Here is a 25,990-nt window from a genome sequence, read left to right on the forward strand (position 1 = left end):
TTTTCTTATAGCAATTACTTACGAGCAGAGCTACTTGAGTGAAGTGGCAACGGCCAGCACAGGCTTGTCGGGGTCGGCGGCAGCCTGGCCGGTGGGCACCTGGCACACCAGGCCGGCAATGCCCCACAGCTGCAGGTTGCGGCGCACGGTTTCGGCGGCCAGCCAGCTGGCCAGCTGGCCCACCACTACGCGGTTGGCGGCGCGGCCGTCGACCGTCACGGTCAGTACTTCGGCAGGCAGTGCCGGGTCGATAGTGAGGATGCGAGCCTGCATAGCGCGCGCATGCTGGGCGTCGATAAACGTGCCGGCCTGCACTACAAATTGCGGCGCCTTTGCGGCAGTAGCCGGGCTAGCCGGCATAGCAGCCAGGGCTACGCTGACAGCGGGCACCTCGGGCAGCAGATAAGCCGTGAAGGGCGCTTCGGGGTTGGGGTCGCCGGCGCGCAGCGCTGCCAGGTTTTCGGGAGTATCGGCTATGCCTAGCGGCGTGGTGCTGTCTACCACCTCGGCCACTACCGTGGCGGCGCCGGCATCGACGATGCCTAGCGGGCGGGCCGCTACTTCGGCCAGGTCAATAATACGCTCGTGGCGGAACGGGCCGCGGTCAGTGACGCGCACGACTACTGTAGCGCCATTGGTCAGGTTGGTAACGCGCAGACGGGTGCCGAAGGGCAGCGTCTTGTGCGCGCAGGTGTACTCGTGGCGGTTGAAGCGCTCGCCGCTGGTGGTGCGGCGCCCCTGAAAGCGCCGGCCATACCAGGAGGCGCGGCCGCGCAGCAGCGTAGCGTAGCCTTCGCGGGCCATCGGAATAATGGTCGGCAACATCCGTGGAATGTGGATGTGGCGACGTAAATGCTTGTGGTGCAGCTTATGCACCCGGCTGGCACGGGTTGAGCGGGCAGTAGCGGGCATTACCAGCCCTAGTCCCAGCACCAACCCCAAAAGGCAGTAAAGCAGAAAAGCGGTAAGAAAAGAAGTGTGTCGCGTAAGCGGCATGCGCTTTAGTAAATGGTGAACCTGCCGAATGTAAGCCCAGCCTTGCTAAAAACGGTATCTCACTTTTACTAAATCTCTTACCCAGTCAAAATAATTGCACTTTGTTTATAAAACTTGTATTTAACAAGCTCAGCATCTAGCTCATCAATTCGCAATTGTGTTTAGTTAAGGCAGTTTATCGGTAGTTTTTGCACTTTTATTATGCAATGATGAAAATGCGATTATCCGGCGGGTGTAAAATTTTGGCTTAAAGCTTTAGTTTAAGTGCAGAGGCCGTTTGCATCATTGCTAAATTGATTGTACATTCCCGCGCACCAGCGCTAGCCAAAAGCCTTACCTTTGCCGCATGGATTTTGGCCGCCTGCCCGACCTGCGCTACGTTGATTTTCGCCTACCCCCCGACCACCCTGATACTGCTCAGGTACTTAGCCGTGCCCAGCCTGCCTCGCCAGCGCCGCCCCGCCTCTACGTAGGCTGTCCCATCTGGACCAATAAAGAATGGCTAGGCTCCTACTTCCCGCTGGGCGCTAAGGAGGCCGATTTTCTAAAGTATTATGCCCAGCAGTTCAACTCCATTGAGCTGAACACTACGCACTACCGCATTCCGGACGCTCCTACCGTGCGGCGCTGGCGCGAGCTGGTGGGGCCAGGCTTTAAGTTTTGCCCCAAGCTGCCGCGCAGCATCAGCCACGAGCGCGAGCTGTATAATACCGATGCGCTGACGCTGAGCTTCACGCGCGCCGTGCAAGAGCTGGGCGACAACCTGGGCACGTGCTTTTTGCAGCTGCCGCCGCACTTCGGGCCCGAGCTGCTGCCGCGCCTCGAGCGCTTCCTGCTCGACTGGCCCGCCGAAGTGCCCCTAGCCGTGGAGCTGCGCCACCCGCGCTGGTTCTCGGACAAGGAGCTAGCTTCCAGCGTATTTGCCACGCTGGAAGCCCTGAACAAAACGCTTGTCATCACCGATGTGGCTGGCCGGCGCGATGTGCTGGCTCAGCGCCTCACTACGCCCGTAGCCTTCTTGCGCCTCAACGGCCACGGCCTGGTGCAGAGCGACTACCAGCGCGCCGATGCCTGGGCGGCCCGCCTGGCCGAGTGGTACGCGCAAGGCCTGCACACGGCCTATGTCTTTATTCACCAAAAAGATGTGCGCCACGCGCCCCTTTGGGCGCAGCACTTCCTGGCGAGGGTGCAAGAGCTGACGGGCCTAGCTGTGCCGCCGCCGCGGCTTATTCCGCAGCAGGTGCAGGGAAGCTTGTTTTAGTCATTGAGCAGTTAGCAAGCATCCGTTAACAGTACCGTTCTGGAGATGGGTTATCTCACATGGAACAAGACTGTTAACGGATACTTACCAACTGTTAAATGACTTACAGTATGCCGGCTACGCCGTTGATAACCAGCGCTACCAGGGCCGTATTGAAGGCAAACGAAATGAGGCCGTGCAGCAGGGCTAGCCGGCGCTGCGGCCGGCCGCTGATGCTGATGTCGGCGGTCTGGGCCGTCATGCCAACGATGAAGGAAAAGTAGGCAATATCGAGGTAGTTGGGCTCTTTCTCACCGCCCGGAAAGTCGAGGCCGCCCGCGTCGGAGCCATCGGGTTTGGCATCGTAATACTGATGGGCGTATCGGAGGGTAAAGACCGTGTGCACCAGCAGCCACGCCACTAGCACGGCCACGGTACTCAGCGCAATGTGGCGGGCCAGCATAGCCGGCGGCAGGCCGTGGCTGGTGCCCAGCAACAGCACCACGGCTAGCAGGCTGGCGCCCGCTGCTATCAGCACGAAAAAGAAGCTTAGCAGCCGGCTTAAGTCTTCGGAGGCAGCCACGGCCCGAATGCGGTTGGCATCGGCCGTGTACATTCCCAGCCAGATGAGCGAGAGCGCCGTAACCCCGAAGGCATCCCAGCCAATGATGAGCCGCACTAGGAGATGATAGTGGGTGGGGCTGAGTGCCCAGGCCACCCCGCCCACCAGCAGTCCGGCCGCCAGGCGCAGGGTAGCCGGCAAGTGAGCGAGCCGTTGCCACCAAGCCCGCGAAGCAGTAGAATCTTTCACGCCCCCAAGGTAGCACTGCTCCCCGGCGCGCCGCATGAACGCGCAAGCACTACCGCTGGGCCTGTGTTCAGTTTTTCATTGTTTGCTTTGCCGGTATGAACGACGCGCCCCTCTCTGGCCTGTACCAGCCTTCGCTAGCCCTGCTCACCGACCTCTACCAGCTCACCATGGCCTACGGCTACTGGAAGCAAGGCTTGCACGAGCGCGAGGCGGTGTTTCACCTTTACTTCCGCAAGGCGCCCTTCAACGGCGGCTATGCGGTGGCAGCGGGCCTAGCGCTGGCCGTCGACTATCTCGAAACGCTGCATTTTTCGGACGATGACATCGCCTACCTGGCCAGCCTGCAAGGCAGCAAAGGCAGCCAGCTTTTCCCCGATGAGTTTCTGGCTTATCTGCGAGACTTAAAATTTACCTGCGATGTGGATGCCGTGGCCGAGGGCACGGTGGTCTTTGGCAATGAGCCGCTCGTGCGGGTGCAGGGCCCGCTGCTGCAAGCCCAGCTGGTCGAAACGGCCCTGCTCACGCTCGTCAATTTCCAAACCCTCATCGCCACCAAGGCGGCCCGCGTGCGCGACGCCGCCGGCCCCGACGATGCCGTGCTGGAGTTTGGCCTGCGCCGCGCCCAGGGGCCCGATGGCGGCCTAGGGGCCAGCCGGGCGGCCTACCTCGGCGGGGCCGACGCCACCAGCAACGTGCTGGCCGGCCAGCGCTACGGCATTCCGGTGCGCGGCACCCACGCCCACAGCTGGGTCATGACGTTTGAGAGTGAAGTGGAAGCCTTTCGCGCCTACGCCGACGCCTTCCCCGACGACTCAGTATTCCTGGTCGATACCTACGATACCCTCGATGGCGTGCGTCACGCCATCGAAGTAGCCCTGGAAATGCGGAAGAATGGCCACGAGCTGGGCGGCATTCGCCTCGATTCGGGCGACCTGGCCTACCTCTCCAAAGAAGCCCGCAAGCTGCTCGACGCGGCCGGCCTGGAGAACGTGCGCATCGTGGCTAGCAATGACTTAGAGGAAAATCTTATCCAGAACCTCAAGCAGCAGGGCGCCCGCATCGATACCTGGGGCGTGGGCACCCAGCTCGTGACGGCCTACAACCAGGCGGCCCTCGGCGGCGTGTACAAGCTAGCCGCCCTGCGCACCGAAGATGGCCAGGGCTGGGACTTCACCATCAAGCTCTCCGAGCAGCAGGCCAAAACCAGCATCCCCGGCATCTTGCAGGTGCGCCGCTACCTGGGCGAGGCTAGCCAGCCCCGCGCCGACATGATTTACAACGTGGCCGCCGCCCAGCCGCTGCCCGCCGCCCCCACCATCGTAGACCCCGCCGACCTCACCCGCCGCCGCCCCGTGCACCCCGGTGCCTCTTTCCGCGACCTGCTAGCCCCGGTGCTGCGCCAGGGCCGCCTCGTGCAGCCTCTGCCCACCCTAGCCGAAAGCCGCGCCCACGCCCGCCAGGAGGTGGCTAGCCTCGACCCCAGCATCCGCCGCTACCTCAACCCGCATGTGTACCCGGTGGGCCTGGAGCAGGGGCTGCACGAGTTCCGCACGCAGCTGATGCTGGCGAAGCGGCCGGTGCGGCCGGCGTAAACTATCTTCTAGTGGTCAGCGTTGTATTGCCAATTGGCAACTACTTTAGCGCCAATTGACAAAAACTATGCAGCACATTGGCGGAACTTCTGCATCAATAGGCGGCCATGCTGGCTCGCAGCCAGATAATCGCATCGCCGCTACCCCAGCAGTGCGCGAGACGGTCACGTCGATACCTATAGCAACTGCTACCGGCGTGCGCTTTGTGGAACAGGTACGCACCGGGTGGCCGCTGGAGGCTGGGCAACAGCATGTGCGGCAACTAGCGGCCAAGCTGGATATGACGCTGCACGAAATGGCGCTGGTTCTGGCAACGGCTGAGCGGACTTTTGCCCGGCAACTCAGTGCCAAGCCCTCTGAGAAAACGCTGGCCTTTACCAAAGCCCAAGCTGAGCGGTTGTTGCTGTTACAAGCCCTGACTAACCACGGGGTAGAGGTATTTGAAGACCAGGGCAAATTTAACCGCTGGCTGCGCCGGCCGCTGCACTTGCTGCAACAGCAGTCTCCTTTGCAGCTGCTGGATACCGTAACCGGCTTTCGGGTAGTAGACCAATTACTGGGGCGTATAGCGTATGGCGTGTATAGTTAGACAGCTAGCAGCATCTAACAAACGGCTGAAAACGACCACCTACCTTTGAGTCGAACCCACTCTGCTTAATGCCGCAGCACGTTTACCGCATTCAAACGCAACGCTTTGCCGCCTCCGCCCTTAGCGGCGAAGGCGCCCGCTTATACGGCGGCCGCTGGAATCCCGAAGGCGTACCGCTGGTATATACCTCCGCTTCGCCCGAACTAGCGCTACTCGAAGTGCTGGTGCATCTTGATGGCACGCGATTCAGCGACTTACCTCCTTATGTGCTAATTACCATATCCGTGCCCGATGCAGCTATCGAAGTAATAGCCGAAACCGACTTACCACCCAATTGGCAACAGCAACCCGCCCCCACGGAACTAGCCAGCTTTCTGCTGCCTCGCCTGCAACCCGGAAATTCTTACGTCGGCTTCTCCGTGCCCTCTGTGATATTACCCAACTCGCCTAGTCGCAACATACTGCTCAATCCGCAGCACCCATTGATGCCGCAGGTAAAAGTAGTTTCAGTAGCGCCACTAACATTTGATGAGCGGCTACGACCGTAGAATCATTGTACGAGTTCCGCACCCAGCTGATGCTAGAGAAGCGGCCGGTGCGGCCGGCGTAGCCCTATAATCCCTCAGGAAAATTCGACAGAAAGCATGGCGAACATCAAAATAAAAATTGGTGATGTTTTCAAAGCCGTAATTGAAGACAAAGCTAAGTTTTTCCAATATATTGGATTTGATACAACCCAATTAAACAGTGCAGTAATCAAAGTTTTTAAGACTTATTACAGCACAGCAGAAAATCCTAACATAATCACAATTACGGGTGACGCAGTGGATTTCTACGCTCATTGTTTGCTAAGTACTGGGGTCAAAATCAATTGCTGGACCAAAATTGGCAACAGTGCCATCCAGAATTCCGAGACACCCTTATTTAGGGACACTTACGATTATGGCAGAGCTTATTGGGAGGAACCCATTCTGGTTTCTAACAACTGGGTAATCTGGCACATGAATGAAGAGATGCACAGAGTAGGCAAGCTCACAGGTAAAAACCAAACTGCTGATATTGGGATGGTGATGCAGCCAAAAGATATTATGCATAGAATGCAGTATGGAACATACGGGATGCCATTCTACCCAACTTTCGACACATAACAATAGCGACTGACTACCAACAAGCTACGCATACTTCAGCCCCCCCGCCGCGACGCGCAGCGTCACGCCTGCCTCGGCGGTGAGGTAGCCAGCTAGCTGGGCCTGGTAGCCGCTTTGGGCGAGCTGCTGCACGGTGGCTTCGGCGGCTTCGGGGGCTACTACGAGCAGCATGCCGTTGCCCATATTCCAGTAGAGGTAGGCGGTTTCGGGGCTAATGCCGCCGATTTCGCAGAGACGCTGCATGGCGGGCAGGGGCGCGAAGAGGTTGTCGAGCACCGCGCCGAGGCCGTTTTTGAGCACGCGCTTGAAGTTGTCGGCCACGCCGCCGCCCGTGATGTGGGCCGCGCCGCGCAGGGGCAGGCCGGCATCGAGCACCGCCGTGAGGGCGGGCGCATAGATGAGCGAGGGGGCTAGCAGGGCCTCGCCCCAGGTAGCGTACTGGTCGGCGTCGGTGCCGTCGTAGGCTTGGCTGTGCCAGTTATCGCCGAAGAGGCGCTGCAAGGTCTTGCGGGCCAGCGAGTAGCCGTTGGAGCGGAACGAGGGCGAGCGCAGGGCCACCACGGCATCGCCGGCCTGGGCGGTGGCCCCGCTCAGGGGCTGGGCCAAGCTAGGGTGCAGCACGCCGATGGCCGTGGAGCACCAGTTGAAGTTCATGCGGGCGCCGGGGAAGCCGCCGATGCGGTTGCCCAGCTCGGCAATTTCACCGCCGGTGATGGCGATTTTCGAGAACTGGCAGGCGTCGTGCAGGCCGCGCATCATCTCGTCCACCACGTCGTAGTCGAGGGTGTTCACGTCGATGATGTTCGACAGATTGGTGGGCACGAAGCCGGCGGCGATGAGGTCGTCAGCGGTCATGGCCACTAGGTCGTAGCCTAGGGTATCGTACTTGTCGAGGCGCTCGCCCAGCTCGATTTTGGTGCCGATGCCGTCCGAGCTGATGCCCAGGCGCTCCTGGCCGAAGCGGATTTCGTTGCTGAAGCCGCCATCGAGGTCGCGGGCGGGCTCGCCGGGCAGGCCGGCGCGGGTGGCAAACGTCTTTTTCGACCAGTTATAGGCGTTTTTCGAAGCGGCGTTGCCGAGGTCGATGGAGTAGCCGGCGTCGGGGGTTTGGGCGTTGTTCATGCGGAGCTTGCGGGGCGCCTCACCCCCCGGCCCCCTCTCCGAAAAGGAGAGGGGGTGCCAGACGGCGTAGGAGTTATATGTTTTTTAATTCTTGCTGTTAAAAATCGACCGGCTCCCCTCTCCTTTTCGGAGAGGGGGTCGGGGTGAGGCGCCCACGCTAGGGCAGCCTCAAACCTACCTTAGTGCTCGGTCGGCGCGGGCGCCTTGGCACTCACCGACTCGCTCTTCTTCTCGCTCCGGTGGCTCAGGCGCTCCTCCTGCACATGGCGCAGGTAGTGGGTGACGTCGCCAGTCGGGTACTTGCCGGTGAAGCACGCGAAGCACGAGCCGCCGTGGCCACGCTCCTCGGCAAACAGGTCCTGCAAGTCGCTCAAATCCTGATAAATAACTTTATCAGCCTCGATGTAGCGGCAGATTTCCTCCTCCGTATAATTGGCCGCAATCAGCTCGGTGCTCATGGCCATGTCGATGCCGTAGATGCAGGGCGACACCAGCGGCGGCGCGCTCGAAATGAAATACACCTCGCTAGCCCCCGCCTCGCGCAACAAGCGCACGATGCGGCGCGAGGTGGTGCCGCGCACAATGCTATCGTCTACCACGGCTACCTTTTTACCTTCTACGAAGGCGCGGATGGGGTTGAGCTTCTTCTTCACCACGTCTTCGCGACCGGCCTGGGTAGGCACGATGAACGAGCGGCCCATGTGGTTGTTTTTGACCAGCGCCCGGCGGTAAGGAACGCCGATGGCTTCTGCTAGGCCCGAGGCCGAGAAGTAGCCCGAGGAGGGCACGTCAATCACCATATCGGGCTTGAGGCCAGCATCGACCACCTTGCGGGCGATGATTTTGCCGAGGCGCACCCGCTCGCGGGCCACCAGGCGCCCATGAATGGTCGAGTCTTCGCGGGCGAAGTAAATCTGCTCGAACACGCAGAAGGCCTTCGGCAGCTCGTTTTGGTTTTTGTAGTGGACTTTGAAATCGTTGTCGATGAACACAGCCTGGCCGGGGCCAACGTTCTCCACAAACTCAAAATCGAGGTAGTCGAAGCAGGTGCTTTCCGAGGCGAAGGCGTACACCGGGCCATCAGGCGTATCGCGGCGGCCCATCACCAGCGGGCGGATGCCCAGCGGGTCGGTGAAGGCCAGCAGGCCGTGCCCGGCGATGATAGTAACGGTAGCGTAGGCGCCCTTCACCAGTTCCTGGGTCGTTTCCACGGCGTCGAAAATATCAACTACCGAGAGGCGGTCCAGGTCCTTCACGCGCAGCTCTGAGGCGAAGGTGTACATGATGAGTTCCAGGTCATTGGTCGTCTTGGGCAGCACGTGGTACTTCTCGTGCAGCAGCTTGGCCACATCGCGGAAGTTGATAACGTTGCCGTTGTGCACCATGGCTAGCCCGAAGGGGTAGCTCGTAGTGAAGGGCTGCGCCAGGTCCGAGTCGTTGGCGCCCTGGGTGGTGTAGCGCACGTGCCCGATGCCGGTGTTGCCGGTGAGCTTTTTGGTGTGCTTGGGCTTAAATACGTCGTTCACCAGCCCCTGCCCCTTGTGCAGGTGGAAGGCCTCGCCGTCAAACGTTGCAATGCCGGCGGCATCCTGCCCCCGGTGCTGGAGGGCGGTGAGGCCGATAATCATATCGCCCACTACCCGCTCGGGGCCATGAAAACCTACGATGCCACACATAATTTAATTATTAATTGTGAATTATTAGGAAGGATAGACAGAGCGAGGTAACGCGCTGCTAATGAATGGGGGTTCGTCATGCTATGAATGCACCTCATGCAAAACGGCATACAGCACAAACCAGAAGCTAAGGGCGCCAAAGTAGCCTACGTACTTAGTGATTAGATTTTGGCTGACTAAGTGGTAAGCCAAGTAAAATACCAAAATCCCGAAAATTGTAAAAAGAAAGTTTTTCTCTTGATAGAGCATTGCGCCTAAAACTGCTCCGGTAGTCATGAACAGGCCTAGCGTAAGTTGCTTTTTTTCTGATTCGGTCATAGTGAAGTACTCATCCTTCTTTTCTAATCAAATCAGCCAAGGTGTTAGCGTATAAGGTGTGCTCCACGGCCAGGCCCCGCCGCTGCACTTCGGCTAGGGTATCAGCCCCTACCAAATTTACAACCTGCTGGGCCAGAATAGGCCCCGTATCAAGACCTTCGTCAACCAAGTGGACGGTGATTTTAGTTTCGGACAGGCGGTTGTCGAACGCCCATTCGTAGGCGTGCAGCCCCTGGTGCTGGTGCGTATCGGCGGGGTGAATATTGACGATGCGGCCCGCAAACGCCCGCACAAAGGCCGGCGAAAGCACGCGCATGTAGCCCGCTAGCACCACGTAATCAGGCTGATATTCTTTCAACCTATCGACTACCTCCAAGTCGAAGCTCTCCCGCTTACGGCCCTTGGAAGGCAGGCTAGCCGTGGGCAAGCCCAGCGCCGCGGCTGACTCTAGGCCGGGTGCGGCCGGGTCGTTGCTGAACACCACGGCTATCTCGGCCACACCACGCAGGGCACCCGCGCGCACCGCTTCAGCCAGCGCCAGCATGTTAGAGCCGCGGCCGGAGAGCAGAATGGCAAGACGGGCAGGACGTTGGTCAGTCATCTAATAAGCGCTCGTTTCGAGCAGCGGGGCCGGGCGCTGACCAATGTCGGCGCGCACGTATTTATCTTGAAAATAAACTAGTTCAACCTCAGCGTAAGCGAGCTGCACGGCCGTAGGCAAGTCAGGCCCGTGCGACACCAGCACCGCCACCCGGCCGCCGTTGGTCAGCAGTTCGCCGGGCTGCTCGCCCGCCTTCACGCCGCCCACAAATACCTGAGTACCCTCGCCCTGATTGCCGATGCCATGAATGGGAAAGCCCGTCGGAAACTGCGCTGCCGGGTAGCCACCCGACGCCAGCACCAGGCCCACAAACGCGCCGGGGCGTTGCTTCACTATCGTCTGGGCCAAGTCGCCATCGAGCGTAGCCTCTATCAATTCGAGCAAGCTCGTTTCGAGCGCGGGCAGGATAACCTCGGCCTCGGGGTCGCCAAGGCGCACGTTGTATTCGAGCAGCTTGGGCCCGCTAGGGGTCAGCATCACCCCAAAGTAAAGGAAGCCCACAAAATTAAACGGCTCGGCTTGCAGGCCGCGCAACGTGGGGTCAATGATGTCTTTTCGAATGGCCGCCAGCCAGTTATCATCCAGGAATGGTACCGGACAGTACGCGCCCATGCCGCCCGTGTTGGGGCCTTCGTCGTTGGCTAATAGCTGTTTATGGTCCTGGGCGGGGGCTAGCAATCGAATGCGGTTGCCGTCCGTCAGGCCAATGAGGCTGACCTCGGGGCCAGTCAACTTCTCTTCGAGCAGTACCGAAAACCAGCCTTCGTACAGCTCGCGCAATTCGGTGAGAGCGGCCGTAGCCTCAGCTACAGAGCTGCACACATACACACCTTTGCCAGCAGCCAGGCCGTCGTATTTCACTACGACCTCGCCGGCTAGCTCCTCTACCTTCGCCTGGGCATCGGCGAGGCGGTCGCTGCGGTAGCTCCAGGCGCGGGCAGTGGCTACGCCGTGGCGGCGCATGAAGTCCTTGCTCCACACCTTCGAGCTTTCCAGCGTAGCTGCCTGCCGGCGCGGGCCAAACACGCGGATGTCGGTATCGAGAAAATAATCAGCTACCCCAGCGGCTAGCGGGGCCTCGGGGCCTACTACGATTAGCTTGACGTTCTGCTCATTGCAGAAATTCTTGATAGCTGGAAAATCAGTAGCGCTAATGCTAGCCACGCTACCGGGGATGCCGGCGTTGCCGGGCAGCACGTGCACGGTGGCGCCATCCTGGCGGAGCTTGGTAGCCAGGGCGTGCTCGCGGGCGCCGGAGCCGAGGAGGACGAGTTGTTTTGTGTTGCCGCTCACGTTACGAGAGAAAATTCTTTAACTAAAATCCTGAATGAAAGCAATTAACTCGTCGCGAAAAGAGAAGACCGAGCGACCCGAGAATTGCAGCGTAGTTCCTGCCTTTATGCCGTTGGGCAAGTCGGTAGCCGTGATGGCGAAGTAGTCGATGTCGGCCTCGGCCTGCTCGCCCAACCAGCGAAATCCTGTGATACGCTGGGTGCGCTCCGTAAACCACGCCGCGGCCCGGATGGCCTGGCTTTTGAATGCCTCTTTACCATTCAGCCGCACGGTCACGTCGCCATTGGTCGAATGCTCGAATTGTACATCGGAGTGCAGGCAAGCCAACATGCCGGGCACGTCGAAGCCGTTGTACGCCTCGATGTAGCTGTCTACCAACTTTTCAGCTTGCGTCGCATCCATTGTAGCGGGGGTATTTACAGTGCTTTCCGCATTACTACTTCAGTAAGCCGGCCTTTACCAGGTTGCGGGTCAGGCGCTCGGTTACGTCCTCGTTATCACCGGCCGTGGCAAGGGGCTGGCCCACGACGCGCTGGTAGATGTCGAGGTAGCGATTGACGGCCTCCTGCGTTACCTCGGGGGTGAGGGCGCGGGGGTAGGCCCCGTCTTTCTTGTTGGCAATGAGCCACTGGCGGATGTACTCCTTGTCCATCTGCTCGGCGCCCTCGGGGTTTTGCGCGTAGTCGGCGGCGCTCCAGAAGCGCGACGAGTCGGGCGTGTGGATTTCGTCAATCAGAATCAACTTGCCGTTCAGCAAGCCGAATTCATACTTGGTATCCACCAAGATGATGCCCTGCGCGGCCAGCAAATCGGAGCCGACTTTGAATAGCTCCAGCGCCTTTTCGGCCATCTTATCGTACAGTTCCTGGCTTACCCAGCCCTCACTCACGAGGTTGGCGGGGGTGATTTCGCGGTCCGACTCCTCCTTGGTGGTTGGCGTCACGATGGGCGTCGGAAACTGCTGGTGCTTGGTGAGGCCGTCGGGCACGGTCACGCCCGAGAACGTGCGCTGGCCGCTCTGGTAACCGCGCAACATCGAGCCGGTGAGATAGTTGCGCACTACCATCTCCACTTTAATGGGCTGCGCTTCCTTCACCAGCATGGCGTTGGCGTCCACCATGCCCTTCACGTGGTTGGGGATGATGTGGGCCGTTTTCTCAAACCAGAAGTTGGCTAGCCCATTGAGCACCGCGCCCTTGTTGGGGATGGCCGTTTCGAGCACCGAGTCGAAGGCCGAGAGGCGGTCCGACACCACGATGAGGCGGGTGCTGTCGTCGATGCGGAAGCTGTCGCGGACTTTGCCGCGGTGCAACAGCTGGAGCTGGGGAGTAGCGAAATGCGGGAGCGTGTTCATAGCGAATAACTTACGCGTGGGTGGCAGGCGCGCTGGCTTCCTGGGTCCGGCGAATGAGGTGCGTGACAATGTTTTTGAAAATCGCTAGCCCCTCCCCTTCGTCCTTCAGCTCGCCGCGGCGCTTTTTCATGCCCCAATCGGGGTGATTACAGCCGGCCAGGTAGGCCTCAGGGTGCGGCATGAGGCCGAAGATGTGGCCCGTGGGGTCGGTGAGGCCAGCGCAGTTGAGGTCGGCGCCGTTGGGGTTGAGCGGGTAGGTGCCGGTTTCCTGGTCGTCGTGGCCGGCGTAGGTCAGGCAGTTGAGGCCTAGCGCCACAATGCGCTCGCGGGTAGCCGCGTCGGGCACTACGAGGCGGCCTTCGCCGTGGCGCACAGGCACTTCAAACGAAGTCAGCTCGCTCAGGAAGGGCGTGGGCGTTTTCGTTTGCGCATTCACTTTGAGGCGCACCCAACGGTCTTCGTAGCGGCCGCTGGCGTTGTGCGTCAGCGTCACTTCGGGCTGAAAGTCGCCGCCCAGGTTGGGCAGCAGCCCGAGCTTTACCAGCACCTGAAAGCCGTTGCAGATGCCGAGCACAAACTTGCCAGCGGCCACAAACTCGCGGATATCGCTGAGCAGCGTGCGACCGTCGGTGCCTGTTTGGCGGTAGCGCAGCTTGTTAGCCAGCACCACGCCCGAGCCCAGGTCGTCGCCGAACGAGAAGCCGCCGGGGAAGTTCAGCACGTCAAAATCGTGGATGCTCACCCGGCCGTGCAGCACCTCGTTGAGGTGCACAATGGTGGGCGCAGCGCCGGCTAGCCGGTAGGCGGCGGCCATTTCTTCTTCGCAATTGATGCCGAAGCCAGTCAGGATAAGGGCCTTAGGTAATGCTTGGCTTGCTGTGTCGTGTGTCATAATTACGCCTGCTTGCTTCGGTTACTTAACTAGTGCCGCGGGCTCCAGGCCGATGGTTTGGTTTACCGGGCCATTGGTCCAGGCGGCGCGTAGGTCGGTGGTGTTCAGGCTTAGCAGCTCGTGGCCAGCGTGTTGCACACGCAGCTGGCCATCGGCCGTAACACGGCCCAGGCGGCTAGCCCGCTGGCCCAGGATGCTTTCAAAAGCCGTCACGTCTTCCGGCGCGATGCTCACCACGAAGCGCGAGTGCGACTCGCTGAACAGCAGCGCCGTGGGCGAAAGCTCGCCCGCTAGGCTACCCAGGTCGAGGTCAGCGCCCAGGCCGTCGCGGCCGAAGGTGCTTTCGGCTAGGGCCACGGCCAGGCCGCCGTCGCTCAGGTCGTGGCTGCTTTGAATGAGACCCTGGGAATTGGCTTCGCCAACCAGGGTATACAGCTCCTTGGCCTTGGCAAAATCGACTTTGGGCACGTTGGCACCCAGCTCGTTGTAGAGCTGATAGAACTCCGAGCCGCCGAGCTCGTCGTAGGTTTCGCCGAGCAGGTAAATTACGTCGTCGGCCTGCTTGAAGTCGGAAGTAACTACCTGGCGCACGTCTTCGACCTTGGCCGTCATTGAGTAGAGGACCGTCGGCGGCACCGAGATTTTCACCCCGTCAGCCTTGAAGTCGTTCTTCATCGAGTCTTTGCCCGAGGTGAGCGGAATGCAGTAGGCGGCGCAGGCATCGCGCAGGGCCTGGCACATCTGCACCAGCTTGGCTAGCTTCTGCTTGCCATCGGGGTTGATGGCGGGGTCGTACACCGAGTCGGGCACGCAGAAATTGTCGTTTACCGACCAGAAGATGTTGTCGCCCGGCGTGAGGTTGGGCAGCTTGCCGCCCACCGAGATAATCTGCCGTACGGCCTCGTCAAACGAGCCGGCCGACATGTGGTAGGCGTCGAGGTCGCCCATTCGGGGCAGAATGCCGTTGCTCACGGCCACGCCTTCCCAGCTCTCGAAGTTGAAGCGCACCACGGCGGCATCTTGCGGCGCCTGGCCGGTGGCGCCCATAAGGGGCTTCACTACGGTGCGGCCCTTCACCTCGTGGTCGTACTGCCGGATTACCGACTCGCGCGAGCAGATGTTGAGCGAGCCTAGCAGTTTGAGCAGCGTATCTGTGTAATCGTAAAGCGGCGCAATCGCTGGCTCCTTGGCTTCGGGCTTCACGTACTCAGCCAGCAGGGTTTTGCGCGGTACGCCATCGTGCAGGAAGTCCAGCGAAAGGCCGGCGATGGGCTTGTTATCAAACAAGACATCGAGCGAACCTTCGGCGTTGAAGAAGCCGATATCGGTCAGCTCCACTTCCATTTCGCGACCTAGGGCCAGCAACTCGTCCAGCTTGGCAGGCTCCACGGCGAGGGTGAAGCGCTCCTGCGACTCGCTCAGGAAAATCTCCCAGGGTTTGAGGCCGGGGTATTTGAGGGGCACTTTTTCCAACTCCACTACCGCGCCGCCCGAGATGGTGGCTAGCTCGCCGATGCTCGACGAGAGGCCGCCCGCGCCGTTGTCGGTGCTGCACCGGATGAGGCCGCGCCGCGTGGCGAGCAACAAGAAGTCCATCGCCAGCTTTTGGGTGATGGGCGAGCCGATTTGCACGGCCGTGGCGGGCGCGGCTTCATCCAGCTCGATGCTGCTGAACGTCGCGCCGTGGATGCCGTCTTTGCCCACCCGGCCACCGGCCATGATAATGCGGTCGCCGGGCAAAATCACTTTTTCCCAGCTGTCTTTGCCGGCTAGCTGCATCGGCATCACGGCGCCAGTGCCGCAATACACGAGCGGCTTGCCAGCGTAGCGGTCGTCGAAGATGATGGCCCCGTTCACGGTCGGCACGCCCGACTTGTTGCCGCCGTCCTCGATGCCCTTGCGCACGCCCTCAAAAATGCGGCGCGGGTGCAGCTGGCCGGTCAGCAACTCGCCTTCGTAATCGGGGTTACCGAAGCACAACACGTTGGTATTGAACAACAAGCGCGCGCCGCCGATGCCGGTAGCCAACGGGTCGCGATTGTTGCCCAAGATGCCCGTGATGGCCCCACCGTAGGGGTCGATGGCCGAGGGCGAGTTGTGCGTTTCGACCTTCCACACAAACAGCGACTCAGGGTTGATACGCACCGCGCCGGCGTTGTCCGAGAACACCTTGATGAGCCAGTCGTTGCCGTTGGCCCGCAGTTGACGGTCTACCTCGATGGTCGCGCCCTTGATGAAGGTCTTGAATAGCCCATCAATCTCTTCCTCCGCGCCCGTTTCCAGGTTCTTGTACTTGATAACGGCGCTGAATTCCTTGTGCTTGCAGTGCTCCGACCAGGTTTGGGCCAAGATTTCCAGCTCGCAATCGGTGGGGTCGGCGGGGAGGCCCAGCCCTACCCGCTCCTCGCGTAGACTAGCCTGGGCAAAGTGGTCGCGGATGGCCTGCATTTCGGGCAGGTTGAGCGCGTACACGTTGTCTTTGCTCAGTTGCAGCAGCTGCTCATCGCTGAGGCCCGCCAGCACGATGGTTTCGGTACGGGCATCGGCGCCGCCGCCGGGGCGCGGCGTAAAGTCGCGCACGCCATCGGCCACCGCACCTACTTCAAAGCGGTTAATCAGCTTGTTACCCAGCAGTTCTTCGGCTAGCCGGCGCAAGTCGGCAGCAGGCAGCTCATGCTCCACGAAGTACAGGCGCTTCGAGAAAATGTGCTGCGTGCGCGTGTCGATGGGCTCGTTGAGGAAGTCGCTGAGCGCATTCTGGGCCGAAGTACCCTCGTCGTCGGTCACGCCGGGGCCTTTGGCCACCAGGATGTAGCTTTTGAAGCCTTCCGGCGCGGCTACTTGGTCGATGGCGACGCTGTGCAGCACGGGGTCTTGCAAGCAGGCGGCGGCGAAGTCGGCCACCTGGCTTTCGGTGAGGCCGGGGTAGCGCACGGCGTAGAGCGCCGCGCTGCGCACCTGGCCGGTAGCTAGCCCCAGGTGGCGGGCCGCATCGGCGGCCACGCGCTGGCCGTCGCCGTCGTGGCGGCCGGGTTGCAGGGTAAGGAGGATGGAGTGCTGGGTGGTTTCCAAACGGGAAGGACGACCCACGGGCCGCCCGCTTAGGGTAAGCAATCGAGCGGCCGTTTGCCGCTAAGAAATAGCGCGGACTTTCAGTCCGCGACTGATGACTGGCGGACTAAAAGTCCGCGCTACTTGGCGTCCGGCCGACTGCCGGGCTTTACGGCCGGAATCCCGGCCAGACGTTCCGGCACCGCATCGGCCGCGAACACGGCCGCCTGCACCGGCAACAGCGCAAAGTTCGGGAAGGGAAGGTCAGCTTTCCCATTGGTACGGTCAATTAAAGAGGCCACCGCAAGCACTTCGACCCCCATTCCCTTCAATACCCGCGCTACTTCGAGGGTGCTTTTGCCGGTCGTAACTACGTCTTCGGCAATAACTACCCGCTCGCCGGGGCTCAGGGTGAAGCCGCGCCGCAAGGTCATTTCACCGTTGGCATCGCGCTCGGTGAAGAGCGAGGGCACGCCGAGCTGGCGGGCCAGCTCGTAGCTTACTACCACGCCGCCCATCGCGGGGCCTACCACCGTGTCGGGCACCAGGCCGGCCTCGCGCAGGCGCTGGGCCAGCACCGCCATCGCGGGCGCGGCCAGGTCGGGCTTGCGCAGAAAGCGGGCGCACTGCACGTAGGTATCCGAGTGCAGCCCCGACGAGAGCTTGAAATGGCCGTTCAGGAGCGCGCCCTCGGCGCGCAGCTGCGCTTCGAGGATGGCGGCGACTTCGGCGGCGGGGAGGTCGGGGGTGAGGTGCTTATTCATTAGTCAGAAAAACGTCTGTCATGCTGAGCCTACGAAGCATCTCACTCGCTTCGTGGCTGCTATAAAGGTTAGTGCGCCACGCGAGATGCTTCGCAAGCTCAGCATGACAATCGTATACAATCGTGATTTAAGCAGTTACCGAGCGGTGTTCATTAATCTCGTTCATCAGTTCCCGCGCCGCCGCTGCCGAATCATCCGCCTGCCAGATGCTGCGCGAGGCGTTAATCAGCAGCCCGCCGCCATCGGCAAACAGGCCGGCTTTCAGCACGGCCGCCAGGTCGCCGCCCTGCGCACCGATACCGGGCACCAGAAACCACTGTTTGGGGCACAATTGCCGCAGGCGGCCCAGCGCGGCCGCATCGGTAGCGCCGGCCACGAGGCCGATGTTGCCGTGGGTAGCGTCGAGGTCGGCGAGGAGCTGGGCGGTGAAATCACTCACGGGCTGGCCGCTGGCTAGCTGCGCCTCCTGGATGGGCGAGTGGTTGGAGGTCTTGGCCAGGGCAAATACGAACTTGCCGGGCCTAGCGAAGGGCACCACCGCATCGGCGCCCATGTAGGGGTTCACCGTCACGGCATCGGCCCCTAGCACGTCGTAGGCAAACTGCGCGTAGTGCATGGCCGTGTTAGCGATGTCGCCAAACTTGCCATCCAGAATAACCGGGATGCCATCGGGCACGCTCCGTATTACCTGGCGCAGCAGCTGCACCCCGTTGTCGCGGCTTAGGAAGAACGCCAGGTTGGGCTTGAAAGCGGCCGCATAAGGCGCGGTCTCGGCGATGACCTGCGGCAGGCGGCGCGTGATGTCTTCGTCCGAGCCAGTGGGGTCGAGGCCCACGCAAAGCAGCGTATTGGCCTGGGCAACGCGAGTGAGGAGCTTTTGCATAGGGTAGCGCGGGCTTTTAGTCCGCGATGGTTAGGCTTGGTTTGGCTAGGTCACTCGCGGACTGAAAGTCCGCGCTACGAATTGGGCAAAAACAAAAGCGCCCGGCAGAACCGGGCACTTCGCAGTCAAATACTTAGGTGATATTCTCGCATTTTACCCGGTTAGCTTTTTCGCAGGCGCTGGTTACGCTCACGCTAGCACGAGTACCGGCCGGGCACAAAAAAACCGCCTCAAGCGAATGGGGCGGCAATCGAAAAAACGCAGCAGAAACCGCAAAAACCGAATCGCAGGCCGAATGGAAAACAGCGTTAGCCGACCGGTCTTTCCGCAAAACGGCTTGTTTGGCCGTTCCGTGCTTCATCCACTGGTGGTTGATTGCGTTCACGGTGCAAAATTACCGGTTCTTCTTTTGGGCGCAAGGTTATGTTTCGCAAAAAACCTTTTAGCCGTTTTTTCGCAGTTTGCTTTTTCTGCGCTGCGCTAGGCGATTAGGCAGTTTTTACGGGATTAAAAAAATTTTACCACTTCCTGCTTATTTGCCGCAGCGAGTAAGCTTACCGTAACTTTGACTGTTTGTTTCGCAACTATGAAATATAGCTAACCATTCAGCCTGAATGCCTTGCGCACGAAAAAGCCCCACTGCTCCGGTCTGGAGCAGCGGGGCTTTTTTGATGTAGCACGGGCTTCGTCGTCAGCGTCCGACTTGCTGCACACGCGGGCTACAAAGCCCGCGCTACTTTATTTAAATGCCTCGTTGAGCACAGCGGCCAGGCGCACGCCGGCCTGCTGAATGCGCTGCTTCATGATGTCGGCGTGGGCCGGGTAGTAGCGGTAGTCGGGGTTGGGGTTTTTGGCGGCCTCGTCGTAGAGGCCGCTCGCGATGGTGTACGACTCAAACAGCCACTGGCCGGGGTCAGTGGTAGCCTGCCACTGCTTGCGCTGCACGTCGGGCAGGGCGCTGTATTGGTTGCCCATCTCGGTGTAGGTGAGGCCCTGGTAGTCGAGCAGGCCGCTGTCCCAGAGGCTGTGCAGGTTGGTATCCTTGCCCCGGTACGTCATTTTGATGTCGTTGCCGCCCTTGTCTTCGGCGCGGCCGGTGTGCATGGGCTGGTGAATATCGCCCACGATGTGCACTACGAAGATGAGCGCCTCGGCCCGCTGCTCGCGGGTTTTGCTAGGGTCCTTCATCTCCTTGATTTTGGCCAGCAGCACGTTGTAGGCGTTGGGGTTAGCCTGCGTTTTCACGGCTTGCAGGTAGGCGTCGTGGGCCAGGCCTAGCGGCGTGTTTACGTAGTGCCAGGGCGCGGTTTCCTTGAACTCGGGCAGGTAGCGCATCTCGTCGGGCTGGGTGCTCACGAGGGCCAGCGTTTGGGTGCCCAGCAAAGCCACCACCTCACGGCGGGCTTTTTCGGAGAGGTGGTGCTCGGCAATGATGCCGATGGCGCGGTGGCCTTCGACGCCCCACGCCCACAAGCGCAGCGGCAGCGCGGCCAGCAGGGCCAGCGCCAAAACTATTTTCTTCATTGATGCAGAACTAAAAGACCGGCAAGGACTTCCTTGCCGGTCAGGGGGCTGCAAATATAAGGCTAGCCAACGGGCTTGGGCTTGGGCAAAAACGTCGGTCCAGCTAGGGCCGGGCGGCTGGGCAAAAACCTGGAACCCGAGCGCAGTACCCTAGCCACAAACTGCTTAGGTACTAAGACAAACAATTGGCTTATTGGGTAGTCTTAGTACACACGGCGGCCAGCCGCCTCCACTCTTTCGCGCATTCATTATGAACATAGGCATTATTGGCGCTGGCCACATCGGCAGCGCCCTGGCCGTGCGGCTCACCAGCCTTGGCCACTCGGTACTTATCGCCAACTCGCGTGGCCCTGCAACACTGGGCGACGTGGCCCAAAAAACCGGTGCAACGCCCGTAACGGCTAAAGAAGCAGTTCGCGGCGCCGACCTCATCGTGGTGACTATTCCGCTGAAAAACATTCCGGACCTGCCCAAGGACCTTTTCGAGGGCGTACCCGCCGAGGTGCCGGTTATCGACACCAGCAACTACTACCCTATGCTGCGCGACGGCCACATTGTTGAGTTAGAAACCGGCGACCTCACCGAGAGCGAGTGGGTGCAGCAGCACCTGGGCCGCCCGGTAGTGAAGGTGTTCAACAATATTTACAGCGTGCACCTCGAGCAGAAAGGCCAACCCGCTGGCTCGCCCGGCCGCATTGCCCTGCCCGTAGCTGGTGATGAGGCCGCCGCTAAGCAGAAAGTGATGGCCCTGGTAGAAGAGTTGGGCTTCGACGCCGTGGATGATGGCAGCCTTCGCGAGTCGTGGCGGCAGCAGCCCGGCACTCCCGCCTACGGGGCCGACTTTTCGGCCGATAAGCTGCTGGACAACCTGGCTAGCCTGGGCAGCACGCGCACCCCCGAGCAACATGCCCAGTTTCTGGCGAACCACGCTGAGCAGGAAAAACAGATGCAGGCCCAGGGCATCAGGCTAAAGTAAGCAAAACCGGCTGAGCCGGCCTAGCATAGCCACACAATAAGCTCTTGCAAAAGAGCTTATTGTGTGGCTATATTTTTTAAAGCACCGGCCTGAAGCAGCAGTGAGTAAGCTCAGGCTTAGAACTCGACGTGCAGGCGCAGGGCCACCACGTGGATGGGCCCCTTACGGTCGTGGTTGTAGCCGGGGTTCACGGCCAACTGATAATCGGGCGTGATGGCGGCGTGGTACTTGGGGAAGTCGATGCTATAGTAGAGCTCCGTCACGAATTCGGGGGCGTAGTTGAGAGCTCCATCACCGAGCATGAAGCCGTAGCCGCCGGCGGCCAGGTAGTCGCGGTGGCCGGGCGAGAGGCCGTTGACCACGGCAGCCAGGCCGAGGCGGTCGGTGGCGCGGTGCCAGCGGGCGCCGGTGCTCACCAGGCCCAGGCAGGCGCTCTGGTCTACTTCGGTAAAGGCCCAGGTTTCGTTTTTGCCGTCGTTGTAGCTCAGGCGACCAAATACCCCCAGCTCGTGGCCCAACTCCTGCTCCATATTCAGGGCAAAACCCGACTTGCCGTGGCTAGGCCCCCGCACACTGATGATGCTAGGGTGCCCGTTGACGTAGGGCGAACTGACGGCCTGGTAATAGTTGCCCATAGCCGCCACGTTGTGGAAGCCCAGCACGCGCACCGTGCCCTGGTGGCCACGCAGGTGGTAGGTTTTGGTAATTTCCACGCTCTCGCCGTGGGCCTTCGCGTAGTCGTAGTCGAGCAGCGGGCCGTTGGCATAAGTAGGCAGCAGCGTCGAAGCTGCCCGCACCGCAAAGCCGGGCGTGATGTATTCGAGCACGCCGCCCACGGTGTAGCCGCGGGTGTTGGCCGGGTAGTCCCAGGCGCCGGCACTCATCAGGGTCCAGTTCATAAACTGGGTGCGCGGGTCGTGCGAGTAGCTGTTCTGGTCGAAGTAGTCGGCCAGGCACAGCTTGCCGGCCGTGATGCTGAAGTAGCGCACCGGGCGCGGCCCGCCCACCTGGTTGAGGTCGTCCTCATCGTCCACCGTTTCGGGGCCTAGCGCGAATCGCTGCTGCAAGTAGAGGCGCGCCAGGTAGAGCACCGGCTCGGGCGAGCCCACCCGGAAGGTTTCGCCATTGAGGGCGCCGCCCAGGCCCGAGGCGCTGCTGAGGCCGCTGCCACCCGATACTTCGGGGTTGAGGATGACGGTTGCATTTTTCCAGAGCTGGCGGCCCAGGTAGAGCGTAGTGGTGAGCGAAGTAGCGGCGCTTTCGCGGGGCCGCAGGCTGAGACTGTCGGTGTAGGGCGCCGTGAAGTTGGCGTGCCACTGCCGGATAATCGTCTGCTGGAAGTGCAGGCTCCAGCCGTGGTAATCATTAGGCTGGCCCTCATCTACGTGAATGGGCTGCTGGGCCGAAGCTGCTGCCGGCTGCTTGCCCGGCGTGGCCGACGAGGGCGGCGTCACGGCGCCCTGGCCGTAGGCCCGGCCCGCCAGGGCCAGCAGGCTAGCCACGGCAAATGCCCGCCAAGAGTAGAAATTCATCAACCAATCAAAAAAAGGGTGCAGGCAATACGCCCGGCAAAGGTAGGGCCGGGCCAGAAAAGGCTCGATTATTCACCTTATACTCATTTAGCTAACGCCGCTTATAACAGTGTGCCGTGTAAAAACGCGTAGGCCACGGTGAAGTAGATGACCAGCCCCGTCACATCGACGAGCGTGGCCACGAAGGGCGCCGACGACGTGGCCGGGTCGAAACCCACTTTCTTGAGCAGCAGCGGCAGCATGGAGCCCGCCAGCGAGCCCCACAGCACAATACCCACCAGCGCAAAGCCCACCGCCAGGGCCAGCGGCACCCAGTGCGGGCCGTAGTCGCGCAGGTGCAGGCCTTGCCAGAGCGCAATGCGGATGGTGCCCACAATGCCCAGAATCACCCCTAGCGCGAGGCCCGCCAGCAGCTCGCGGCGCATCACCTGCCACCAGCGGCCCACCGTCACTTCGCCCAGGCTCATAGCCCGGATAATGAGCGAGGTAGCCTGCGAGCCGGCATTGCCGCCCGAGCTGATAACCAGCGGCACGAATAGCGCCAGCACCACGGCCTTCTCAATTTCGCCCTCAAAAAAGCCCATGGCGGTGGCCGTAAACATCTCGCCCAGAAAGAGCACCACCAGCCAGCCGGCGCGCTTCTGCACCATTTTGAAGAGCGGAATCTGCAAATACGGCTCGTCGAGCGCTTCGGAGCCGCCAAGCTTTTGCATGTCTTCGGTGTCTTCGCGCTCACGCAGGGCCAGGATGTCGTCGAGGGTGACAATGCCCAGCAGCACGCCGTGGGCGTCGGTAACGGGTAGCGCGATGCGCTGGTGGCGGCGAAAATCGGCTAGGGCCTTTTCCTGGCTTTGCTGGGCGCTGAGGCACACAAAGCGGCGGTCCATAATGTCGCGCACGTGCGCCGTGGGCGGCTGCATCAGGAAGTCGCGGATATGAATATCATCCAGTAAAATACCCTTTTCGTCAACCACATACAGCATCGTCACCGTTTCGGCGCTGGCCCCGTGGCGGCGGATGAAGTCGAAAACGTCCGTCATGCTCCAGTCTTCGCGCAGGGCAATGTAGTCGGGCGTCATCAGCCGGCCCACGCTGTCGTGCGGAAAGCCCAGCAGCTCGAGTGTGATGCGACGCTGCTCGGGGGCTAGCCGCTCGACCTGCGTGCGCACAAACGCGGGCGGCAGGCGCTCGAAGAGGTTGGTGCGGTCGTCGGGGGCCATGTGGTTGAGCATGGCCGTGAGCTGCTCGGGCGCTAGCTGGCCCAGCAATTGGTTTTGGGCGCTCGGCGTGAGGTACTCAAACACCCGCGTGGCCTGCGCCAGCGGCAGCAGCCGAAACACAATGAGCAGCTCGGCCACCGGCTGGTGGTCGATGAGGTGCGCCAGGTCGGGCGCGGCCAGGGTAGGCAGCAGCTGCTTCAGGCCCCGAAAATCGTGGCGCGCCAGCAAGTCGTGCAGCTTATCGGCGGTAGTAGTGGGGGCGATAGAAACCATAAGAGCGGGCAAAACCTCCGTTTTGCCCGCTCTTACGCAGCGACACTTTAAAATGATGTACCTAACAGGTAATCAAGCAATAACTCACCAAATCTTCACCCGCGCCGAATCCGGGATGTAAAGCTTCTGGCCGGGCTTCACGCCAAAGGCATCGTAGAAGGCAGGCACGTCGGCCATCGGGCCGTTCACGCGGTACTGGGCGGGCGAGTGCACATCGGTGAGCAGCTGCGAGGCTAGGGCCTCGTCGCGCACGTGCATCTGCCACCCTAGCGCGTAGCCCAGGAAGTAGCGCTGCACGGGCGTGAGGCCGGCTACTTTCTTGCCCTCCTTGTACTCCTTGGTTTTCTTAAAAGCATCGAGGCCGATGACGATGCCGCCGAGGTCGGCAATGTTTTCGCCGGCCGTGGCCTTGCCGTTGATGTGCATCGAGTCGAGTAGCGTGTAGTGGTTGAACTGCCGCACAATCACGTTGACGCGCTGGTTGAAGCGCTTGCGGTCGTCCTTGCTCCACCACTCGTGCAGGTTGCCGTGGGCGTCGTACTGGCTGCCCTGGTCGTCGAAGCCGTGGGTGAGCTCGTGGCCGATGGTGCTAGCCCCGGCGTAGCCATACACCAGCGCGTCGTCGGCGTCGGCGTCGAGCAGCGTGGGGATGGCGAAGGCGGCGGCGGGCAGCACAATCTCGTTGTTGCTGGGGTTGTAGTAGGCATTATACGTCTGGGGCGTCATGCCCCATTCGGTGCGGTCTACGGGCTTGCCGAGCTTGTTGAGCTGGTAGTTATACTGCCACTGGTTGGCGCGCATCACGTTGGCGGCCAGCGGGCTGCGGTCAATTTTCAGATTAGAATAATCTTTCCACTTGGTGGGGTAGCCCACCTTGGGCATAATGGCCTTGAGCTTCTGCTGGGCCACTACTTTGGTGGGCGCGCTCATCCAGTCCACGTTCTGGATGTGCTGCGAGAACGACGACATCACGTTCTTCACCAAGGTGTCGTAGCGGGCCTTGGCTTCGGGCTTGAAGTACTCTTTCACGAAAAGCTGGCCTAGCGCGTCGCCCAGGGCATCCTCCTCCATGTCGAGCACGCGCTTCCAGCGGGGGCGCATGGCTTTGGCGCCGCGCAGCTGCGTGCCGTAAAACTTAAAGTTCTCATCCACAAACGGCTGGCTGAGCGTGGGCGCGTACTCGCGGGTTAGCTGCCAGGTGAGGTAGGCTTTCCAATCGTCGACCGGCTTGGTTTTCAGGAGCTGGCCCACCGTTTGGTAAAACTCGGGCTGGCCTACAATCACCGTATCGACCGCGGTGGCCCCTAGCTGGCCAAACCACGACTTCCAGCTCACGCCGGGCGTCAGCTTGTCGAGCTGGGCCAGGGTCATTTTGTTGTAATTCTTGTACGGGTCGCGCAGGTCAGCGAGCTTGCGCGACGACTTGGCAAGGGTCGTTTCGAGCGCCATCACCTTGCCAGCGTTGGCGTTGGCCATGGTCGAATCCTGGCCCAGCAGCTTGAAGATGCTGGCCACGTGCCGCACGTAGGCGCGGCGGATATTCTTGGTGCGGGTATCGGTGTTGAAGTAGTAATCGCGGTTGGGCAGGCCCAGGCCGCTTTGGTAGAGGTACAGCGCCATCTTGTCGCTGTTTTTCTCATCCTGGTTCACGCGGGGGCCGATGAGCGCACGCACCCCTAGCTGGATTTCGTGGGCTACCACACCCGGCACGTCGGCCGCCGTTTTGATGGCCGCGATGCGGTCTAGTTCGGGCTTGATGGGCGTGTAGCCCAGCTGGTTGGCCTTTAATGAGTCGATACCCACGGCCCAGAAGTCGCCGATTTTCTGCTGGTTGCTGCCGGCTGCGGCATTGGCCTTGGCGGCTTCTACGCTGGTGGCGCGCAGGCGGCCATACACTTCCTTCTGCACCTCAATGCCGATGCCCGAGTTGCTCTCGGAGGCCGGAATCGGGTGGTTTTTAATCCAGGTGCCGTTGGCGTAGCTGAAAAAGTCGTCGCCCGGCGCCACGGTCGTGTCGAGGGCGGCGCGCAGCAGGTCGGGCTGCTTGCCCGCGCCCGAGGAAGTGGAGGAAGAGTTGCAGGCCGTAGCCAGGGCGGCCAGCAGCGGCAGCGCCAACAGATTTTTATTCATTTGCG

24 protein-coding genes are annotated in these 25,990 nt (G+C 61.0%); 7 read left to right on the forward strand and 17 right to left on the reverse strand.

All coding sequences use genetic code 11. The features are described from left to right. Positions 1-30 precede the first annotated feature (30 nt). Positions 31-912, reverse strand: coding sequence for a septal ring lytic transglycosylase RlpA family protein (locus J4D99_RS01660; RefSeq protein ID WP_208129951.1), 882 nt, complete (start codon positions 910-912; stop codon positions 31-33). Positions 913-1,342: 430 nt separating this feature from the next. Here J4D99_RS01660 and J4D99_RS01665 point away from each other — a divergent pair, with 430 nt between their 5' ends. Continuing rightward, positions 1,343-2,257, forward strand: a complete 915-nt coding sequence (locus J4D99_RS01665; RefSeq protein ID WP_208129952.1) for a DUF72 domain-containing protein — start codon at positions 1,343-1,345, stop codon at positions 2,255-2,257. A gap of 103 nt (positions 2,258-2,360) precedes the next feature. Here the strand turns inward: J4D99_RS01665 and J4D99_RS01670 are convergent, their stop codons facing one another. Then, positions 2,361-3,047, reverse strand: a complete 687-nt coding sequence (locus tag J4D99_RS01670; protein WP_208129953.1) for a DUF1345 domain-containing protein — start codon at positions 3,045-3,047, stop codon at positions 2,361-2,363. Between the two features lie 95 nt (positions 3,048-3,142). Here J4D99_RS01670 and J4D99_RS01675 point away from each other — a divergent pair, with 95 nt between their 5' ends. From J4D99_RS01675 to J4D99_RS01690, 4 genes are all read left to right on the forward strand, one after another. Beyond that, positions 3,143-4,639, forward strand: a complete 1,497-nt coding sequence (locus J4D99_RS01675) for a nicotinate phosphoribosyltransferase (protein WP_208129954.1) — start codon at positions 3,143-3,145, stop codon at positions 4,637-4,639. A 55-nt stretch (positions 4,640-4,694) separates the two neighbouring features. Then, the gene (locus J4D99_RS01680) at positions 4,695-5,228 is read left to right on the forward strand and encodes an Xre family toxin-antitoxin system antitoxin (protein WP_236018454.1); all 534 of its coding nucleotides are present in this window, start codon (positions 4,695-4,697) and stop codon (positions 5,226-5,228) included. 68 nt (positions 5,229-5,296) lie between these two features. Further along, entirely contained in the window at positions 5,297-5,776 is a 480-nt protein-coding gene (locus J4D99_RS01685; protein ID WP_208129955.1) for an RES family NAD+ phosphorylase, read from the forward strand. 96 nt (positions 5,777-5,872) lie between these two features. After that, positions 5,873-6,376 (forward strand): hypothetical protein, encoded by a 504-nt coding sequence (locus tag J4D99_RS01690; protein ID WP_208129956.1) that lies wholly within the window; start codon positions 5,873-5,875, stop codon positions 6,374-6,376. Positions 6,377-6,400: 24 nt separating this feature from the next. On the opposite strand, the gene J4D99_RS01695 is transcribed toward J4D99_RS01690, so the two are convergent. The 11 genes from J4D99_RS01695 to pyrF all read right to left on the reverse strand — a co-directional run bounded on the left by J4D99_RS01695 (position 6,401) and on the right by pyrF (position 18,330). Continuing rightward, positions 6,401-7,498, reverse strand: a complete 1,098-nt coding sequence (locus J4D99_RS01695; RefSeq protein WP_208129957.1) for an AIR synthase-related protein — start codon at positions 7,496-7,498, stop codon at positions 6,401-6,403. A 179-nt stretch (positions 7,499-7,677) separates the two neighbouring features. Further along, on the reverse strand, positions 7,678-9,174 hold the full coding sequence (gene purF, locus J4D99_RS01700; RefSeq protein ID WP_208129958.1) for an amidophosphoribosyltransferase: 1,497 nt from the start codon (positions 9,172-9,174) through the stop codon (positions 7,678-7,680). 81 nt (positions 9,175-9,255) lie between these two features. Further along, positions 9,256-9,492 carry a hypothetical protein gene (locus tag J4D99_RS01705; protein WP_208129959.1) on the reverse strand — a complete coding sequence of 79 codons (237 nt, stop codon included), beginning with the start codon at positions 9,490-9,492 and terminating at the stop codon, positions 9,256-9,258. Positions 9,493-9,502: 10 nt separating this feature from the next. Continuing rightward, on the reverse strand, positions 9,503-10,093 hold the full coding sequence (gene purN, locus J4D99_RS01710; RefSeq protein WP_208129960.1) for a phosphoribosylglycinamide formyltransferase: 591 nt from the start codon (positions 10,091-10,093) through the stop codon (positions 9,503-9,505). Further along, positions 10,094-11,386, reverse strand: coding sequence for a phosphoribosylamine--glycine ligase (purD, locus tag J4D99_RS01715; protein ID WP_208129961.1), 1,293 nt, complete (start codon positions 11,384-11,386; stop codon positions 10,094-10,096). Between the two features lie 18 nt (positions 11,387-11,404). Continuing rightward, a complete protein-coding gene (locus J4D99_RS01720; RefSeq protein ID WP_208129962.1) occupies positions 11,405-11,788 on the reverse strand; it encodes a nuclear transport factor 2 family protein in 384 nt (127 codons plus the stop codon). A gap of 34 nt (positions 11,789-11,822) precedes the next feature. Continuing rightward, positions 11,823-12,740: a phosphoribosylaminoimidazolesuccinocarboxamide synthase gene (locus J4D99_RS01725; protein ID WP_208129963.1), complete on the reverse strand. Its 918-nt coding sequence runs from the start codon at positions 12,738-12,740 to the stop codon at positions 11,823-11,825. Positions 12,741-12,750: 10 nt separating this feature from the next. Then, a complete protein-coding gene (locus tag J4D99_RS01730; RefSeq protein WP_208129964.1) occupies positions 12,751-13,632 on the reverse strand; it encodes a phosphoribosylformylglycinamidine synthase subunit PurQ in 882 nt (293 codons plus the stop codon). Between the two features lie 21 nt (positions 13,633-13,653). After that, the gene (locus tag J4D99_RS01735; protein ID WP_309509607.1) at positions 13,654-16,722 is read right to left on the reverse strand and encodes a phosphoribosylformylglycinamidine synthase subunit PurL; all 3,069 of its coding nucleotides are present in this window, start codon (positions 16,720-16,722) and stop codon (positions 13,654-13,656) included. Positions 16,723-16,823: 101 nt separating this feature from the next. Then, on the reverse strand, positions 16,824-17,447 hold the full coding sequence (pyrE, locus tag J4D99_RS01740; RefSeq protein ID WP_208129965.1) for an orotate phosphoribosyltransferase: 624 nt from the start codon (positions 17,445-17,447) through the stop codon (positions 16,824-16,826). Positions 17,448-17,574: 127 nt separating this feature from the next. After that, positions 17,575-18,330 carry an orotidine-5'-phosphate decarboxylase gene (gene pyrF / locus J4D99_RS01745; RefSeq protein ID WP_208129966.1) on the reverse strand — a complete coding sequence of 252 codons (756 nt, stop codon included), beginning with the start codon at positions 18,328-18,330 and terminating at the stop codon, positions 17,575-17,577. 137 nt (positions 18,331-18,467) lie between these two features. On the opposite strand from pyrF, the gene J4D99_RS01750 reads away from it, so the two are divergent. Beyond that, positions 18,468-18,776 carry a hypothetical protein gene (locus tag J4D99_RS01750; protein WP_208129967.1) on the forward strand — a complete coding sequence of 103 codons (309 nt, stop codon included), beginning with the start codon at positions 18,468-18,470 and terminating at the stop codon, positions 18,774-18,776. A gap of 292 nt (positions 18,777-19,068) precedes the next feature. On the opposite strand, the gene J4D99_RS01755 is transcribed toward J4D99_RS01750, so the two are convergent. After that, on the reverse strand, positions 19,069-19,854 hold the full coding sequence (locus J4D99_RS01755) for a S1/P1 nuclease (RefSeq protein ID WP_208129968.1): 786 nt from the start codon (positions 19,852-19,854) through the stop codon (positions 19,069-19,071). Positions 19,855-20,104: 250 nt separating this feature from the next. Here J4D99_RS01755 and J4D99_RS01760 point away from each other — a divergent pair, with 250 nt between their 5' ends. Next, a complete protein-coding gene (locus J4D99_RS01760; RefSeq protein ID WP_208129969.1) occupies positions 20,105-20,830 on the forward strand; it encodes an NADPH-dependent F420 reductase in 726 nt (241 codons plus the stop codon). 116 nt (positions 20,831-20,946) lie between these two features. On the opposite strand, the gene J4D99_RS01765 is transcribed toward J4D99_RS01760, so the two are convergent. The 3 genes from J4D99_RS01765 to J4D99_RS01775 form a co-directional block, all read right to left on the reverse strand. Further along, complete coding sequence (locus J4D99_RS01765; RefSeq protein ID WP_208129970.1) at positions 20,947-22,362, reverse strand: carbohydrate porin; 1,416 nt, start codon at positions 22,360-22,362, stop codon at positions 20,947-20,949. Between the two features lie 101 nt (positions 22,363-22,463). Next, positions 22,464-23,855 (reverse strand): magnesium transporter, encoded by a 1,392-nt coding sequence (gene mgtE, locus J4D99_RS01770; RefSeq protein WP_208129971.1) that lies wholly within the window; start codon positions 23,853-23,855, stop codon positions 22,464-22,466. An 84-nt stretch (positions 23,856-23,939) separates the two neighbouring features. Further along, the gene (locus J4D99_RS01775; RefSeq protein ID WP_208129972.1) at positions 23,940-25,985 is read right to left on the reverse strand and encodes a M13 family metallopeptidase; all 2,046 of its coding nucleotides are present in this window, start codon (positions 25,983-25,985) and stop codon (positions 23,940-23,942) included. Positions 25,986-25,990: the final 5 nt, after the last annotated feature.

It is taken from the genome of Hymenobacter sp. BT559 (assembly GCF_017571525.1).
In the GTDB taxonomy this organism is placed as follows: domain Bacteria; phylum Bacteroidota; class Bacteroidia; order Cytophagales; family Hymenobacteraceae; genus Hymenobacter; species Hymenobacter ginsengisoli.

Bases quoted from the DNA above. Each gene is read 5' to 3' on its own strand.
- J4D99_RS01720 (WP_208129962.1), bottom strand. From the start codon at position 11,788: ATGGATGCGACGCAAGCTGAAAAGTTGGTAGACAGCTACATCGAGGCG.
- J4D99_RS01725 (WP_208129963.1), bottom strand. From the start codon at position 12,740: ATGAACACGCTCCCGCATTTCGCTACTCCCCAGCTCCAGCTGTTGCAC.
- J4D99_RS01660 (WP_208129951.1), bottom strand. From the start codon at position 912: ATGCCCGCTACTGCCCGCTCAACCCGTGCCAGCCGGGTGCATAAGCTG.
- J4D99_RS01755 (WP_208129968.1), bottom strand. From the start codon at position 19,854: ATGAAGAAAATAGTTTTGGCGCTGGCCCTGCTGGCCGCGCTGCCGCTG.
- J4D99_RS01765 (WP_208129970.1), bottom strand. From the start codon at position 22,362: ATGAATTTCTACTCTTGGCGGGCATTTGCCGTGGCTAGCCTGCTGGCC.
- mgtE (WP_208129971.1), bottom strand. From the start codon at position 23,855: ATGGTTTCTATCGCCCCCACTACTACCGCCGATAAGCTGCACGACTTG.
- J4D99_RS01675 (WP_208129954.1), top strand. From the start codon at position 3,143: ATGAACGACGCGCCCCTCTCTGGCCTGTACCAGCCTTCGCTAGCCCTG.
- purF (WP_208129958.1), bottom strand. From the start codon at position 9,174: ATGTGTGGCATCGTAGGTTTTCATGGCCCCGAGCGGGTAGTGGGCGAT.
- J4D99_RS01705 (WP_208129959.1), bottom strand. From the start codon at position 9,492: ATGACCGAATCAGAAAAAAAGCAACTTACGCTAGGCCTGTTCATGACT.
- J4D99_RS01685 (WP_208129955.1), top strand. From the start codon at position 5,297: ATGCCGCAGCACGTTTACCGCATTCAAACGCAACGCTTTGCCGCCTCC.
- J4D99_RS01665 (WP_208129952.1), top strand. From the start codon at position 1,343: ATGGATTTTGGCCGCCTGCCCGACCTGCGCTACGTTGATTTTCGCCTA.
- J4D99_RS01760 (WP_208129969.1), top strand. From the start codon at position 20,105: ATGAACATAGGCATTATTGGCGCTGGCCACATCGGCAGCGCCCTGGCC.
- J4D99_RS01695 (WP_208129957.1), bottom strand. From the start codon at position 7,498: ATGAACAACGCCCAAACCCCCGACGCCGGCTACTCCATCGACCTCGGC.
- purN (WP_208129960.1), bottom strand. From the start codon at position 10,093: ATGACTGACCAACGTCCTGCCCGTCTTGCCATTCTGCTCTCCGGCCGC.
- pyrE (WP_208129965.1), bottom strand. From the start codon at position 17,447: ATGAATAAGCACCTCACCCCCGACCTCCCCGCCGCCGAAGTCGCCGCC.
- J4D99_RS01690 (WP_208129956.1), top strand. From the start codon at position 5,873: ATGGCGAACATCAAAATAAAAATTGGTGATGTTTTCAAAGCCGTAATT.
- J4D99_RS01775 (WP_208129972.1), bottom strand. From the start codon at position 25,985: ATGAATAAAAATCTGTTGGCGCTGCCGCTGCTGGCCGCCCTGGCTACG.
- pyrF (WP_208129966.1), bottom strand. From the start codon at position 18,330: ATGCAAAAGCTCCTCACTCGCGTTGCCCAGGCCAATACGCTGCTTTGC.
- J4D99_RS01730 (WP_208129964.1), bottom strand. From the start codon at position 13,632: ATGACACACGACACAGCAAGCCAAGCATTACCTAAGGCCCTTATCCTG.